This window comes from Halorarum halophilum, from assembly GCF_013401515.1.
Classification (GTDB): Archaea; Halobacteriota; Halobacteria; order Halobacteriales; family Haloferacaceae; genus Halorarum; species Halorarum halophilum.
The window spans coordinates 3243742-3259477 of record NZ_CP058529.1 but is presented as its reverse complement, the minus strand read 5'-3'; the positions used below and the strand labels follow the sequence as shown (position 1 = coordinate 3259477).

The 15736-nt window shown below is 58.9% G+C and carries 13 protein-coding genes; 6 read left to right on the top strand and 7 right to left on the bottom strand.

What is annotated here, in order from left to right; translation table 11 throughout:
* Positions 1 to 263: 263 nt before the first annotated feature.
* Genes HUG10_RS16200 through HUG10_RS16175 form a run of 6 tightly spaced genes read left to right on the top strand, consistent with a single transcriptional unit; the run spans position 264 to position 7598 of the window.
* Positions 264 to 680 carry a hypothetical protein gene (locus HUG10_RS16200; RefSeq protein WP_179170556.1) on the top strand — a complete coding sequence of 139 codons (417 nt, stop codon included), beginning with the start codon at positions 264 to 266 and terminating at the stop codon, positions 678 to 680.
* 16 nt (positions 681 to 696) lie between these two features.
* Positions 697 to 2427, top strand: coding sequence for a hypothetical protein (locus HUG10_RS16195; protein WP_179170555.1), 1731 nt, complete (start codon positions 697 to 699; stop codon positions 2425 to 2427).
* Positions 2424 to 3245 (top strand): hypothetical protein, encoded by an 822-nt coding sequence (locus tag HUG10_RS16190; protein ID WP_179170554.1) that lies wholly within the window; start codon positions 2424 to 2426, stop codon positions 3243 to 3245. The genes HUG10_RS16195 and HUG10_RS16190 overlap by 4 nt, the downstream gene beginning before the upstream one ends.
* On the top strand, positions 3242 to 4390 hold the full coding sequence (locus tag HUG10_RS16185; RefSeq protein WP_179170553.1) for a hypothetical protein: 1149 nt from the start codon (positions 3242 to 3244) through the stop codon (positions 4388 to 4390). The genes HUG10_RS16190 and HUG10_RS16185 overlap by 4 nt, the downstream gene beginning before the upstream one ends.
* A gap of 9 nt (positions 4391 to 4399) precedes the next feature.
* Positions 4400 to 5518 (top strand): hypothetical protein, encoded by a 1119-nt coding sequence (locus HUG10_RS16180; RefSeq protein ID WP_179170552.1) that lies wholly within the window; start codon positions 4400 to 4402, stop codon positions 5516 to 5518.
* Entirely contained in the window at positions 5511 to 7598 is a 2088-nt protein-coding gene (locus HUG10_RS16175) for a VirB4 family type IV secretion system protein (RefSeq protein WP_218780613.1), read from the top strand. The genes HUG10_RS16180 and HUG10_RS16175 overlap by 8 nt, the downstream gene beginning before the upstream one ends.
* Before the next feature lie 373 nt (positions 7599 to 7971).
* Here the strand turns inward: HUG10_RS16175 and HUG10_RS16170 are convergent, their stop codons facing one another.
* The 7 genes from HUG10_RS16170 to HUG10_RS16140 form a co-directional block, all read right to left on the bottom strand.
* Entirely contained in the window at positions 7972 to 8982 is a 1011-nt protein-coding gene (locus HUG10_RS16170) for an amidohydrolase family protein (protein ID WP_179170551.1), read from the bottom strand.
* Between the two features lie 114 nt (positions 8983 to 9096).
* Positions 9097 to 9966, bottom strand: a complete 870-nt coding sequence (locus HUG10_RS16165) for an ABC transporter permease (protein ID WP_179170550.1) — start codon at positions 9964 to 9966, stop codon at positions 9097 to 9099.
* A 3-nt stretch (positions 9967 to 9969) separates the two neighbouring features.
* Positions 9970 to 10818 carry an ABC transporter permease gene (locus HUG10_RS16160; RefSeq protein ID WP_179170549.1) on the bottom strand — a complete coding sequence of 283 codons (849 nt, stop codon included), beginning with the start codon at positions 10816 to 10818 and terminating at the stop codon, positions 9970 to 9972.
* On the bottom strand, positions 10815 to 11660 hold the full coding sequence (locus HUG10_RS16155) for an ABC transporter ATP-binding protein (RefSeq protein ID WP_179170548.1): 846 nt from the start codon (positions 11658 to 11660) through the stop codon (positions 10815 to 10817). Before HUG10_RS16155 ends, HUG10_RS16160 begins: the two co-directional genes overlap by 4 nt.
* 352 nt (positions 11661 to 12012) lie before the next feature.
* Positions 12013 to 13245 carry an ABC transporter substrate-binding protein gene (locus tag HUG10_RS16150; protein WP_179170547.1) on the bottom strand — a complete coding sequence of 411 codons (1233 nt, stop codon included), beginning with the start codon at positions 13243 to 13245 and terminating at the stop codon, positions 12013 to 12015.
* 273 nt (positions 13246 to 13518) lie between these two features.
* Positions 13519 to 14286 carry an IclR family transcriptional regulator gene (locus tag HUG10_RS16145; RefSeq protein ID WP_179170546.1) on the bottom strand — a complete coding sequence of 256 codons (768 nt, stop codon included), beginning with the start codon at positions 14284 to 14286 and terminating at the stop codon, positions 13519 to 13521.
* Positions 14287 to 14474: 188 nt separating this feature from the next.
* A complete protein-coding gene (locus HUG10_RS16140) occupies positions 14475 to 15581 on the bottom strand; it encodes a Gfo/Idh/MocA family protein (RefSeq protein WP_179170545.1) in 1107 nt (368 codons plus the stop codon).
* Between the last annotated feature and the right edge of the window lie 155 nt (positions 15582 to 15736).

The window sequence follows — 15736 nt, the reverse complement described above, 5'->3', positions numbered from 1 at the left end:
TAGAGGTCCTCAGATTGGCGATTGGCTGCGGTCGGAACCAGGCAGGGGACCGCGAGTAGATACTGTCCTACGTTCCGACCCGACCAGGGGAGAACAGCGTCGGGATTGGTTCATCAATACACCTGTTAGTTGCGTATTTTATCCAATTCAATAATATTATATTCAACTACTCTTCCATAGTATATTGTATGTACAGATAGTGGAACCAGGGATTCAGCTCTCCACGTTGATCCGGGTTCCCGGCACACGACCCAACCTCAACCATGACCTCCACAGAAGTCCAATCCGACACAGGTTCAGAAACCGATACCCAACCGTACCGCTCGCAGGTGCTGCGTCGAGTACTCGGAACAGTTGTCCTCCTCAGCTTCGCCCTCGTCGAACCCGTCGTCGCACAGGAATCCGCCGTCTGTGCGGCCGAACGACTCCCCGAGATGATCTCGGGATTCTTCCAGCTCACAACTGGGATCGGGGTCATCGGGGTCGTCGTTGTCTGGCAAGCGGACTCGCTCGCAGAGATGTTTACCCTTCATCCCGAGCAGCGCGAAGGACTCAAACGGCACAAACGAGGCGCGCTGAAATCCGCGCTCCTCCTGTTAGTCCTCGGACCGTTGTACATGGTCGCGGGTTCGATGATGAACCTCCCGCTCGCGCAGTGTGTCGACCTGGTCCCCTGGTAACCTGTGTTCGACAGCAATGAGATCGCAGTCACCGCAGGCGCTGGTCGCCATCCTGGTAGCCGTGGGCGTCGTCGTGGTCGGACTTGGTGCTGCCACTGAGCGCTCCCAGCAGACAGCTGAGGACAGCCCACTCGACGACAACGAGACGGCGACACTCTGGTCAAAGGACTCCGATCGCTGTACTGTTGACCCGAACGGATCGGTCGGCTCGAAATCTGAGCAGCACGCGATGGAGGAGTTGGCCAACTGCACTGACATCACGTTCAAACGACCACCGGCGACAGCAGCGACCTGGAGCGCACACGACTTCGGCAACCTCGAACCCGGCGATGGAGAGACGTCGGTACATCCACCAGACGCGAATCTAACCGAATCGGTGGCGATCGCGGACGCACACGCGTCACTCTTCGCCGTCCATCCGTCGACGCGAATTCACCGTGATCCGGGCACTTCACCACTGTACATCGCGCCGCACGGGACGGTCCGAGGACTCGTCGACTATCGCGTGCGAGTCCCCGAGGACGGACCAACAGAAACCGGCTCTGGTGGCTGGTCGGTGGTCGATCACGAGGTGAGCGAGGTTCGCCTCTACTTTGGCGACGACCGTCTGGCGGTCACTGATGGATCACAACTGCCCGTCATCGAATACAGGACCAACGGAAGCAGGCGAACGACCCTCAAGGTCGAGGCCGACATCCGCGTCACCCTCTCGGGTCAGATGACGGAAGGGCTCGGCAATGGGTCGGAGATGACCACCGACCACCTCACCGTCTCCGACTCCGTTCCTGTCAGGGTCTACGACCCGGTCGTGGAGCAGTACCGGGTTGGGTATCCCAACGGCGATGCGGGGGTAGCAATCTATCAGAGCCAGCCCTGGCACGGCTATCAGCTGACCGCGGACGGCGAGGCACGGGTCCGTGGTATCTGGCGCTACTACACAGCCCGCGATGAGAGCTGGGACGAACTCGTTCACGCCCGGGTCGACGGCTCTGAGCGAACCGACTCGGACGCTCGCCCGGTGTACGTCCACGCCTACCCATCGGAGATCGGTCCACGTGCGGAACCTGTTCGTGATGGGCCGACGATCCTGGACGTCTGGGGGACGGAAAGTCAGTCCCCCGCATCAAGACTCCACGAGAACGTCTCGGTTGACGTTGTCACGTCCTCTTACACGCGGTCATACGGGCTCGGGCTTCGGTACACGGACGTCGACCCAGATCAGCTTCGCGTCCACGGAGTCGTGCGCGGGGTGAATGCGACCATCCGCACGCCAGATGGGAACGCTGAGCGCCCATTGCACGAGAGCAACCTGAGCATCGATGTTCTGGAGCAGAACGAGTCTACGGCGACGCTCCGGATCGAACTCTCCGATGCCACCACAGGTGTACCGATTCACCTCGCGGAAACGCAGAGCGACGACCCACAGGCCGTTCCGATTGGTGGGGAAGCACGTGAAGGGTACATCACCGTCAACGGCCAGCGAATCGAGACGAATGTCGAGGGCGTCGCTGTCGTGACTGTCAACGAACCGGGGAGCTACACGGCCCGCTACCACCCTGGCTCGTGGCTCTCACATGATCCGGCGTATGTCGGTGACTCCGCGAGCCTCTCCTGGCACCCGTTGTGGACCATCTCCGGTTGGACGGCCCTCATCGCCGAGGTGGTCTGGTGGTCTATCCCGTTCATCACAGCCCTGTACGGCGGCATACGCCTCGGAAGATTCCTGCAGTACGACGAATACCTATGATACACACCGATCGACACCTCCACCGACGGACAGTCCTTGGAAGCATCGCTGGGAGCACGGTCCTCCCACTTGCTGGCTGTACTGGGGCGCCCGATGGCCAGGGAGAATCTGATGGTGCAATTCGTGACGTCACTGTGAGCGAGATGCAGCTCGTCGTCACGCTTCGTGAGGACGCTTCCGTCGATGGGCTCACGGTGATTCAACCGGATGGATCGGAGTTCGCGACGCGAAGCGTAGCAGCCGGTGTGACCCGTGAAACGATCGACCTCGGGATGCCGTATTCACCGGGAGAGTACGAAGTTCACGCGATCGCCGATGAGGAGACGGTCGACGAAGCGAGTCTTGATATCCGTCCGGACGTCCGGATTACCGATCTGAAGCTCGGCCGGAACCATCCCGACGAGATGTACGAAGGAGCGAGTGATCAGGCAATCCGATCAGAGGCCATTGTCACCGTGGAAAATCACGGAACTGGGCCAGATGCTGTGACGCAGCTTCGCTTCGAAGGTGACGTTCCGCAACCGACACCCAATGATTTCGAAGAGAGCGGAATCTATGATACAGAGAGCGGTCTTCACGAACATCGCGAGAAGGCCCTAATCACGGTTGACGAGGAGGAAAACATCTTCAGCTTCACCCAACCGTTTGGTTCGTCAGGCAGTAACATCTCATGTGGACCTGAGACTGTCGAAGGAAGGTTTTCGGTGAAAATCCTCACTGAGCTTAGTAAGGACTCTCACAGGAAGTCATATAATGTAGAGTATACAGGCGAAGGGTTCCCTTCCTGTAATGTCAGGATCTCGGAGGTGGAACCTTGAGTAACATCTCGCTAGTTGATATTGGACTCAAATGGTTCGAAGATGCTGTCGAACGGATCATTGACTGGTTCCAGAGCGGCATAATCGAGGGCTATCGAACTCTCGCAAAGAGTCAATTTGGTACACCAACTCCCGCAACGGAGGGATCGTTTGTTTTCGGAAGACCAACGAACGAGCCATGGGTTGAACTCCATGATTCTCTCGTAGGCGGTGAAATGATGCTCGTTGGACTACTGTTGCTCGTGACTTGTGTCCAAGGACGGCATACTGTTCGTATTTTCAAAATGGGAAGTAGGTATGAAGCTAGGAAGACAGGGAGCACAGCTTGGACTGGAGCATTTCTAATAGTGACCTGGTATTGGGTGTGCGTCTTAACCCTCTATCTTGTCGATGGATTCACTATTGCATTGATACCGGACATAGCGGTCGTCACAAGCGCCATGCTGAGCTTTTTGCGTGTATCCCTCTCCAATCCGGCCCTTGCGCTCTCAATGGCCACCTTAGGAGGACTCTCAATGTGGGTACTCCAAGCGCTCCTGTTCATTCGAGAAGTCCTCCTCTACATCTACGTGTACGGAATGCCGTTGGCGATCGCCATCACGTTCGGCAATCTTCCTGTCGTCTCCCGAATTGCGAAGGCACTTAGTTTGAAGTTCGTCCCGCTGGCGATCATGCCGCTTCCGGTCGCGGTCCTGTTCAAATCATACGCCCTCCTGTTCAGCGAGGGAACCGGCGCACCCCTAGCCCCCGAGAGCGCGTTTCTCAGCTATCTCCTCGCAGCATCGCTTCCGTTCCTTGCCGTACTCGTCGTCTGGAAGCTGTTCAAGTACGCGTCCCCACTGACGGCGACAGTGCTCGGCACCGCCACTGGCGCCGCGGTAACCGCTGGTGCAGTCGTCACTGCTGGGGCTGTCGCTGGCCCGTATGCCGCCTCAACGGCTGCCCGATGGGGGCCGAAAGCCGCTGCTGGTCATGCAGTCGCACAGCGCGTTGCATCGAGTACGAACGGAACAGGCGGACAAACCGAACACGTGCAGACCGCTAACACTGCTGGAACGAACCAGGACAACGTCGTCGTTGACGCGAACGGCCAGCGCGGCGTTCCCTCGTATCGGCGGACCGAGAACGACCCCGGATACTACTGAGTCCCGACGATGACGAACGATCACGACGCCGCGTCCCGCCGCATCATGGACGCTATCGGCGAAGAGAGTCGCCTTCCGATCATCAACATCCCCGAGGGAGACGTGTACGTCCTCGTCGGCTTTCCGACCGTCGGACTGCTTCTCGGTGGCCTCACTGGAATCGACGTACTGGTGCTTCCCCTCGTGCTACTCGGCATCCTCACAGGAGTCGCTGCCGTGGTGGCCTCCCCATCGCATCTCCCTGCTGGGACCTGGCTCGGTGACGTCGCTCGCTACTATCTCGCCCGGCCACGCGTTACCGTCGCTGCTCCCACGGGCCATTCAAGTGACGAAGCGAACGCGGCGAGACAGACCGATGGTGGTGTCCGCGAATACAGTCCGTTCACGCCGGACGAGCGTACGCAAGATCTCACGGGACTCGAACGGGCGTGGCCCGGCGCCGGCGCAATCGAGCAATCCGACGGGACCATGGTGGGGATGCTCCAGCTCGATCCGGCGAACATGGACTTCGCGATGTCCGGTGACTGGGCGTCCCGTCAGGCCGTCGCCGAGAAGTTCGCCAACAACGACCTCGACTTTCCGCTGACACTCCACGCGACGACGCGTCCGTTTCCGGTGGAGCAACTCATCGACCAGATCGACGACCGACTGATGGACGACGACGTCGCGGCGAACCCGGTGTTTCGCGAGCTCCTGGAGGAGTATCGTGAACGGCGGCCTGCTGACCTCGCCGAAACCCAGCAGCTCCACTACTACCTCGGTGTGGAGGTGACGCCGTTCGAGGTGTACAACCGCCACACTGACGAACGGCCACCCGCCGAGCGGCTGAGTCGGATACCGGTGCTCGGCGTCCTCGTCACCCCGTTCGTGACCCGGCGCGAACGCCTGACCGAGGGCGAACTCCGGGCTGAGTTGTTCGACCTGCTGGACAGGCGCTGCCGAGCGGTCGAAACCGAACTCGTCGGAGCCACTGGGGGCTGGTCGAGCCACCGGCTCGACACGCCCGAACTGTACCTGCTCGCCATGGAGTTCTGGAACGGCGAGACCCATGAGTACGGTGACGCCGCCGCTGCCGTCAGCACGGTGCCTGCGATCGACCATCATCCTCGGGAGGCCGTCGATGAGTAATCTCCCGTCCTCGCTCATCCCGCTTCAGGGTCCCATCACGGAGTTGCCTTTGCTTCCAGTAGGTACTGCCCTTTTGGGGGCGCTGCTCCTCGGCGTACTGGTCACGACGTGGTGGCATCGTCGGGCGGAGCCCGAACCGTTCGAGCCCGGTGCCGTGTTCGACGAGTCGGTCTTGCGGGATGCCCACGCCGAGCAGGCAGTTCTCGAGGAGATCGCCGAGCGCCAGCAGCATGCTGTCGCACCTGCGGCCGTCGAGTGGGAGACGAGAGCGGCCCGTGTCGGCGAGCAGTGGACGAGCACGCTGTACGTTGCTGACTGGCCCGACTACCCCGCCGACGGCTACCTCAACGAGCTGTTCACGCTCACCGACGTCCAGTTCGATTGTACGGTTCGAATCACGCCGAGGAATCAGGAACGCGCCCGTGACGAACTCCAGAAGGTGGCCGACGACCTCCAGGTCGATGCCGACCTCGAACGGAGTGTCCACGGGCGCTACCTGCAGGAGCGCGCTCACGAGGCGGCAGCCACCTACACTGCCGTCGAAAACGGCCAGCGAGTGTTCGGCCAGGCTATGTTTGTCACCGTCCGGGCCGACTCTCGCGAAACACTGCGGGAGGACGTGCGGACCGTTCGCCGCCGTCTCCGCGATACGCCCGCGAACCTCACCCCGAAAACGGCGATCTGCACACAGGATCTCGCTGTCCGAGCTGCCGCCCCACTGACCGGCAATCCATTCGGCCGTGAAGCCGTCGCACTCGGTGGAGCGGTGGGGGCCGTGCTCGCCTCACCACATACGCCAACGATCCTCGAGCCCGGTGGGGTTGAAGTCGGCGTCCATCGTCACACGGACAGCCCGCTCGTCATCGACCCCTTCGCCCGCGAGAACGGCTATGCCAAGTTCACCGTGGGTGACCCGGGCTCTGGCAAATCGTTCGGCGCTAAACAGCAGTTCCTCCGGTCGATCGCCCAGTCGCCGAACCGGCTGGGAATCATCCTCGAACCGCTGAACAACTGGGCCGGCGTCGCTGACGCGCTCGGCGCCCGTCGCATCACGGTCGGTGGGACGATGGGGCTGAATCCTCTGGAGATCAAACTGACTCCGGAGCACGTCCAGCGCGCCATGGGCGAGGACGCCAGCCCGTTCAGCGAGAAGAAGGCGAGCGTTCTGAGCTTCCTCACGAACTACTTCGCCCTCCGTGGTGTCGACCTCGGTGATCGGCGAACGACGCTCGAACTCGCAATCGACCATGCGTATCGAGAGCAGGGGATCACTGACGACATCGCCACGCACGCCAACGAGAGCCCGACGCTCAGGGACGTCCTCGATATCCTGGAGACGTTGGTCGACGATCCCCAACCGTTCGTCGTTCGGACGGCTGCGGAGGAGGACAAGTTACGGGCCGATGCGACGTGGCTTATCGATCAACTCCGACCGTTCGCCGAGGGCGGCCGGTTCGAGAACCTCGGGCGGCCGACCGAGTTCGATATTCGTGATGAGGGTCTCATCTATCTCGATCTCGGCCAGCAGGAGGGGAGCGTCGGTGGGACCACGAGTCTATTGATGCAACTTCTCATCTCGCTCGTCTACGAACGCGCAAAGGAGACCGAGAAGGAGGTCGTATTCTGCATCGACGAGGCGCGGTACGTAATGCAGGACACCGCGAGCCTGTCCTTCCTCGAGACGGTGTTCCGCCATCACCGTCATCACGATCTCTCAATCCAGCTTGTCACCCAGACTGTCGACGAGTTCTTCCAGCATCCGGAGTCGGAAGCCATCCTCGACCAGTGTGCAGTCAAGCAATTTCATCGGCTCGACGGTATGGACGAGGAGTGGGCCAACGAGTTCGGCCTGAACTACGCACAGATGCGATTCGTGCAGGACGCGATTCCTGGGAACGATCGGGCAGGCTACTCGGAAGCTCTTGTCGGTGTCGACGGTGAGTGGCGCGGTCTCGAGGTGCGGGCACTTCCGTTAGAGACGGAGGTGATCGATTTCGATCCAGGCGAGAACGGTTCCGAAACAATGCTTGGGGTTTCAGTGGATAACGGTGGCGCCACCCAATCACTATCGAATCGATAGCATACATCTCAAATTTTCCTCATTCCGATTTCGACATAGCATACATTTTCTGTCATTCTATCTCTGTTCAGATATATCACTCAATCGGTTTTTGGAGACAGCAGCAATCCCCTACTAAAGAACCAAGTAATGGCCCGACAATTTTCCTAGTGGCACTTATAGTAGCATTATCTATCTGATAATCAAATTCGCTAGGAGGCCATGAGAGAGCCCAAAGGCCGAAGAAGTCCGCTACCCATCTCAATTATTATATTGAATCTTGAGTAATATCCCTGATTCGAATAATAGATATTTAATTTACCATATCCAATTTTTGGGGGAGTTGTTGACACTGAATAGGGCAGGTTGAGCTACGCTGCTTGTTTGCGGTTTTCTATATGTTGAACAGTTCAGCAGCGTTTGAGACCATGAGGCGTTCGCGGTCCGACTCGGATGGAACCACAGTTTCGACATCGGCCACGATAGTTTCAGTGTCTTCCTCATCAAATGGGAAGTCCGTGCCAAACACGAACTGTTCGAGCCCAACGGTGTCGATCGCCGCCGCGAGGGCGGGGTGGTGAAAGGAGATACAGTCGTAGTAGAACCGTTGAAGATACTCAAGTATCGGTTTCTCCGGCCCAGCTTCAGGGTCGTCGATCTCGTCACGGCCCCTGTTCAATCGGCCGGCCAGCTGAAGAAGGGCTCCCCCCATATGCGAGAGGACGATGTCGAACTCGTGGTCGTCGAAGAACCCGTCGTAGATGAGGCGGGCGATCTGGAACGTCGTCTCCGTCGGGAACACCACGAGCGGGTTGAGGAACGACTCGTCCTCGTGTAACTCGTCGCTGAGAACGTTTCCGTGCGGGTGGATAAAGGCCGTCAGATCTACCTCATCCATTCGGTCAAACACAGGTGCTAGCTCCTCTGCCGACAGCTTCTGACCGTTGATCGACGTGGGAAGGGCGATCCCATGCAGGTCGAGGTCCGTGGCGATCCGGTCAACTTCATCAATGGCCTCTTCGGGCTCTCGAAGTGGGAGCATCCCGAGTCCGGCGATGCGCCCCGGGTAGTCGGATTGCAGCTCGGCAAAACCATCGTTGATGGCTCGAATCAGCTGCGTCGACTGCTCAGGAGTAAACGCGTCGTGAAGTGGATTCGGGGTGGATACAGAGACCAACGTCGTGTCAACATCGTATTCATCCATCCAATCGAACCGAGTTTCGACGTCCGTGAACCCTTCGTTTACAGGAATCCTGTTTCCGGCTGCGACGCTGGCCGTCCCAGAGCGCTCGTGGGCCATGTAGAGGTTCCCATCTTCGACCTCGAGGCCCACGGGCGTGTCCCATTCTGTGAGAAGGTCGATATACGGTTCCGGCAGGAGGTGATTGTGGACGTCTATCCGCATCCTGATAGCGCTTCTTGTTGGTGGCGTGATAAAGCTACTGTGAGGAAGCCTAGTTCAACCCATCGTCATGAGTGGCTGGACTGTACGCTAACACCGTTGCGAAAGATTGAGTTCTTAAACCGACCCCGGCGGCGTCACAGCCTTGAGCGTCCACACGGCAATCTGGTAGAACAGGTAGGAGCCGAGCATGATGACGATGACGACCCCGAACATGTAGCCGAGTGCCGCGTTTTTCCACGCCAAGACGATCTGATATCCGATCCCGGATGAAGACGCGATAAACTCCGCGACGATTACTCCCACGATGGAGAGCTGGACGGTCGATTTGATGCTGCTCGTAATGTTCGGCATGGCACGCCAGAACCGGAAGTACTTGACCATCTGCCATCTCGAGGCACCCAGGACGGCGCCCAGGTGTTGGAATCGCTCCTCTAGCGCGTTCATCCCGGTGATCGTGCTGAGGAAGACCGGGAAGAACCCAACCCATGCACCGAAGGTAGAGACACCGTCGATCGCCAGACTCAGCGTCGACTCTCTGACCATTTCGGAGCCGAGCACGTATGCGGCGGGATTCTGAAACGTGAGAAGCGTGATATCCCCGCCGATGAGGAACCAAATGATGAACATCGGTGCGAGGACTGGGTGGGGAACTGCGTACGCGAAGATGATGAGTGGCATCGTCATCTGCCTGATGGTGTAGAGCTCGGCGACCACCATCCCCAGAACCACACCGAGGCAGACAGCGAGGATGAACGCGACGAACACGGACGTGAAGGTCTCCATCACCCGAACGACGACAGTGTCACTCCGCTCGAGCGTCTGTTTCAGGGTGTAGGGAATAGTCGCGAAAATCCGATTGTTGCCGATTACGCGGGCGACGAGTTCCCACAGAAGGAGGAACCCGATCCCCGTGGCGACGGTCGGTATCTGTCGCTTGATCCACTGCTTTGTCTTCGCGGATCGGTGGGCTGGCACTCTCGACATCTGTTAGCCCTCCCCCATGATCGACGATTCGCGCCAGAAGAGGAAGCGGCTCTCGATCATGTAGATGATGAGCACGACGCCAGTGCTGATGAATCCCAGTACGAGGACGATGGCGAACGCCCGTGAGACACTCGTGCGACCAATCGCGGAGGCCGCCTGTGACCCAATGCCAAATGTCCCGCTGACGAATTCGCCGACGACTGCACCGATCATCGCCAGCACGAATCCAATCTTCATTCCGTCGAAGATGAACGGGAGCCCTTGCTTGAAGCGGACGTACTTGAACTCCTGCCACGTCGTTGCGCCGTACAGTTGGAGCATGTTCTCCGTCGCCTCGTCGGTGCTTCTGAATCCATCGAGTGCAGCGATCAACATTGGGAAGAACGCCACCCAGACCGCCATAACGTAGTTCGCGAGATAGAGACCGGAGACCGTGACGAAGCTAACCCAGTAGATGACAAGCGGAGTCATCGCAATACGCGGGACGGTGTTCGTCCCGATGATAAACGGCATCAGGGCGTTCAGGACCCGTTCGTTGGCGGCGAGCGGAATCGCGATAGCGATGGACAGCGCGAGTGCGATGAGATACCCTGTGATGGCCGCCGAGAGCGTGTTTGGCAGCGCACTCGTGATCGCAGGCCAGATTCGCACGAGTTCGTTCAGCACCTCGGTCGGGCCCGGGAAGTACTTCGGATTGAGTTCGAGGACGGTCGTGGTCAGCTCCCAGAGCCCAAGCACGAGGAGCATGCCAATGGCGGACAGCGTCCAGCGGGTTCGCCGGGAGTCTTCGACCGTAAACCGACCGGCCTCCGGCATCCCGTCGCCTATTTTGCGAACGGCACTTCCGATCATCGTAGACTCTTGAAGTGCTGATGGAGTTTGGCCGACAGTTCAACGAAGCGTTCCGATCCCCTCGTGTCATCAGTTCGCGGACGGTCGAGGTCGATGTCGATGACGTCGGCGACCTGGCCCGGTCGGGGGGAGAGAACGATAACCCGATCCGAGAGGAACACGGCCTCGTCTAGGTCGTGCGTGATGAACAGGACCGTCTTCTCTGTCTCGCGCCAGATTCGTAGCAGTTCGAGGTTGAGTTCGTCCTTCGTCATCGCGTCCAGCGACCCGAACGGTTCGTCCATCAGCAGGACAGAGGGATTGTAAATCAGCGCCTGGCTGATCGTGACTCGCTGTTGCATCCCGCCGGACAGCTCGTTTGGATACGAGTCACCGAACCCTTCGAGCCCCACGAGGGAGATGAGTTCCTCGGCGCGCTCCCGATACTCGGACATGTCCCCCTCTATCGCCCCGTTCTCTCTCAGGATCTGAATCGGGAGCATGATGTTCTTCAGCACGGTCCGCCATTCCAGGGCGACCGGATGCTGGAACACGAGCCCTACTTCCTTTCGCTCGTGATCGGGACTCTGCACGTCGACGCCGTTGATTTTGACGGCCCCATCCGTGGCTTCCAAGAGGCCCGCGGCAAGATGCAATAACGTCGTCTTCCCACAGCCCGAGGGGCCGACCACGGATACGAATTCACCACGTGAGATATCCAGGTCGATGTCTTTGAGTGCCGTCACTGACTCCTCAGCCGCCTCGTCGGCACCGTACACCTTGTCAACACCGCTAAATGAGATCGTGTTCTCCGCAGACGTCGTGTCGCCCGCCTGGGACTCCGGTGCTAACTCGTTACTCATTCACACACGCACGTCGTATGCCACACCCCATAAGGATAACTGATTCTGCCAAAACCGACCGGCTGAAATTGGAATCACGTGTCGTACGAGGAGAGCATGCCCCGGTCTGATCACGTGTCCGGTGAGTGATCGTCCATCTGTCGTGAACTACACCATGGTCAAGCCCCGAGACACTTGCTTCGTTTACCAGGAGTTTCGGTAGAACCGAGGCCTTGCTGAGGAATTGTCTCGTTCAAATAATCTGATCCGTCTCCACAACGGCTGTCGGCTTGCTACGGTGCGATGGCCCATCGGTGACCGAGAGTGGTTCGGGCCCGATCATCTACTCTGCAAGGGGACCACTGGTGGGGTGTCAGTTCCCAGATTCGGCCTCCTCAAAGAGATTCCACACTTCGCCGGCGGTTTCGGATAGCTGGTTCCACTCATCCTCGGTAAACGTCACTTTCTCCGATTGTTCGTACGCGCGCCTGTCGACAAGCTCGCTCGCGGACGGGAGTGCGTCGGGGTTGTCGACCAGGGCTGACCCGGCGTTCTCGAGAACGAACGATACGCCGTCCTCGGTGAAGTAGCCGAGCCCCTCGTCCTTCATGTCCAGCGTGATCGCTTGGGCGCAGTTCACCGCGTGCTGGCCTTGGAGTTCCTCGTCGGTCCAGGTCTGGAGGTTGGGGTTAACCTCGTTTTTGAGGTAGTCGAGATACTCGCCCTGGTTCAGCAGCCCCCACTTTAGGGCCTTGAAGTACCCGGTCAGGACCTTCGACATGAACTCTACGTTGTTCTCCTTGTTCTCGTACCAGCTGTTGTTGACCCAAATTGGGAAGCCAGGGAACGCACCGAAGGCCGTCAGCGGGGTTACACCGAGTTCGGCGTCCACTTCCTCTTGGTAGGCGGGAAGCAGGTCGATGGACCCCCAGATGGCCTGGACTTCATTGTTGGCTAGTTTGGGGGCAGCGACCTCCTCCGTCCCCTCCTGCATATCCACTTCGCTTGGGTCAACGCCAACTAGATTGGGGTAGACGTCCGAGGTTGCCGCCGCGAACCCGGATGCCGCGAGGATAGATTTCCCGGCGATGTCCTCCCTGTTTTTCATCTGGTCCTTGCGCCAGATGAGCGACAGAAGCGGTCGCCCCCGAGCCAGCCCTACGATCGACATGTCCAGTGCCTCGGTGTCCTCGGTTTCTGGATAGACGCTCAGCGCCGTCGGCATGGAACTGATTCCCATCTGCTTGTTGCCAACACCGATGTTCTGGGCCTCAGTGTCCGACCCGTTGCCCCGCGTCGCGTCGATGTTGGGAACGCCGGCGTCCTCCCAGTACCCACGACCTTCTGCAACGTGTGCGTGACCCCACGAGGGTTCTTGCTTCCACGGTGTCGTGAAAACCTCAGCGTTGCCATTACCGCCGCCATTGCCGCCCCCGTTGCCGCCCCCGTTTCCACCGCCGCCGCCCATGCAGCCGGCGAACATTACAGCACCAAGGGAGCTTAGCGAGCCGTGGAGGAATTTCCGCCGATCAATGCTTCCCGGAAGCAGGCCATCAAGGTCGTCAACTATCTGTTCTTCCGCCGAACTCGATTCTCGGTCGGGCATCGGGAGTTGGGTTTGCGTTCCCCTTATAAAAATTGTGGTATACGGAGAGTGACAGTTCTTACCATCGACTCGTCAGTGCGATCGTTTTGTTGGCGCTAACAGGCCGCTACAATAAGTGCTATTTATAGTTCGGTACTCTCGAATGGGGCCGAGGGCGAGACCCGTTTATGTACGTGAATGACACGCACAATATTACAAGCCTAGGCTTGTCATTTCGAGCCAGCCTGTTATAAAGTTCCCATATGTGAAACCACGAATTCCCACGTGCTGTTCTCACGCGAGTGCTAGTTCAAGTTCGTACTCGTTGATTATCTCCGTCACCCTGTCCGCAAGTTGTCCCTCCCTGTTCGAGCCGGTAAACGAGTGCTCCGGACCGGTGACGCTGAATCCACCAATCACTTCTCCCGATTGTCTGGTCGCGGCGACACCAATTCCATGTAGTTCTTTGATGTTCTCTGCGCGATTGACGGCGTACCCCTGGTCGCGGACTTCAGCGAGTTCGTCGAATAAGGCCGCTCGGTCAGTGATAGTGTTCTCAGTTTCCGCCGGCATCCCCCATTCATCGAGGATCTGTTCGACTCTCGATTTGGGATACTCAGCGAGTATCGCCTTCCCAACAGCAGTGTTGTGGAGGTACAGGCGGTTTCCTAACTGTTCATGCATCCATCCCATTTTGCTTCCCGACGCAGTATGAATGAAAACTGCTTTTCCACCCATCTCTACTGCAAAGATGGATCGAAGTTCGACTTCTTCGAACAGTCGCTCCGTGAACTCGCGTGCTAGGACGAATCCCTCCTGCCGGGTCCGGACCTGATTGCCCAAGCGCAGGAGTTCGGGGCCGAGATAGTAGAAATCACCTCGCTGAATTACGAACTTTTTCTCCTTAAGCGTCGCGAGGTGACCGTGAACAGTGCTCTTTGGGGTCTCCATCTGATCGGCGATCTCGGAGACCCTCGCACCATCGACTGCTTCAAGCAGATTGAGAATCTCTATCGACGTCGCCGTCGTCTGCAGTGTCTTCGGTCCGTCTTTGTTGTCCATAGGGGAAGCAGCGCAGCTAATCATATAAAGTTCAGGATAGTCGAACGTCTAGCGACGAGACGAAATCACTGCTCGAGGATGGTGTCAGAACCGATGGAGCGGAAGCGAGGGTGCATGAATTGTCGACCTACAAACCTGGAACGCGCGTAAGGAAAACCAGAGTGCAGGACTCCGAGCGTGCGGCGTTGCTAGTCCGAGACTTCGACCCACTCGCCACGGTCGCCGGACTCGTAGGCCGCGTCGAGGACTCTGAGCAACTGGACCGCGTCGTCGACCGTCGCGGGCACGTCCCCCGTCTCGTAGCCCTCGAAGTACGCCTCGAAGTAGTCCTGGACGAAGTCACCCCAGGCCGGGAAGCGGTCGTAGGAGAACTCGAACTCGGTGGTCCGCGTTGGCGCTGCCGACCAGTCCGGTTTCTCCGACGTGAGTTCGAGCGGAACCGTCGGCTCGTGCTGGAGGGAGTCGTGGTGGAGCGGCGTCAGAGCTTGGGCGTCGGTTCCGTAGAGGCCGAGATGCGTGTCCTTGCCGCGGTCGCTCAGGTAATACCCCGTATGATACGTGCCGAGCGTTCCACCTTCGGTCTTGAACTGAAGTACGGCCCCCGCATCAACGTCGGTATCCGCCGCCTCGTGGAACTCAGCGTTCACCTGGGCAATCGGATCATCGAGGACCCACGGCATCATGTCGACCCAGTGCGGCCCGATCCACTGGAGGGCGCCGCCGCGACTGGTCGCCTCGTCGTAGATGTAGTGGTCGGTGTTCCGGTAGGAGAGCTGGCTTGCGTTGAACCGCCCCTCAACGGTCCACACGTCGCCGAAGAAGCCATCGCGGACTCGGTCACGGAGTTCCATCGCAACGGGGTTCTTTCGATAGTACATCGTCGGCGAGACGGTGACGCCTGCCTCGTTCGCCCGCTGCGCAATCGTTTCGAGGTCGGCTGCGGTCCGTGCTATCGGTTTCTCACTGATGACGTGGACGCTGTTCTCGACGGCACTTTCGATGATCGACGGCGTCTCGTCGCTACGATACGTAATCCAGACGACGTCGATGTCCCCATCGGCGACGAGGCGGTGCGGGTCCTCGTAGACCGACGCACCCGCCACGAGATCGGCGACGTTCTGTCCCTCGGTGGTGACTTCGTCTGGTCGTTCGTCCATGGCAGCGACGTTCTCAACGTCCACTTGTCGGCCGGGCTCACACACCGCGGTGATTGTGACGTCCAGGCCGCTCGCAACAGCGAAGTACGGGTCACGGTGGTGATGGTCGATACCGACATAACCGATGTTCACACCCATACATCCGACTGCCGTGAGGAGTTATATGAGTATAGAGGTAACAGCCAAAATTGCATCAAACTCCTTGCTCGCCCCATACCTCTGTAACTGCGGATCCAGTCGAGTCATTATAGCAATTCGCCCGAATGAGAGGTGAATCGTGATCGCCGAAGAAG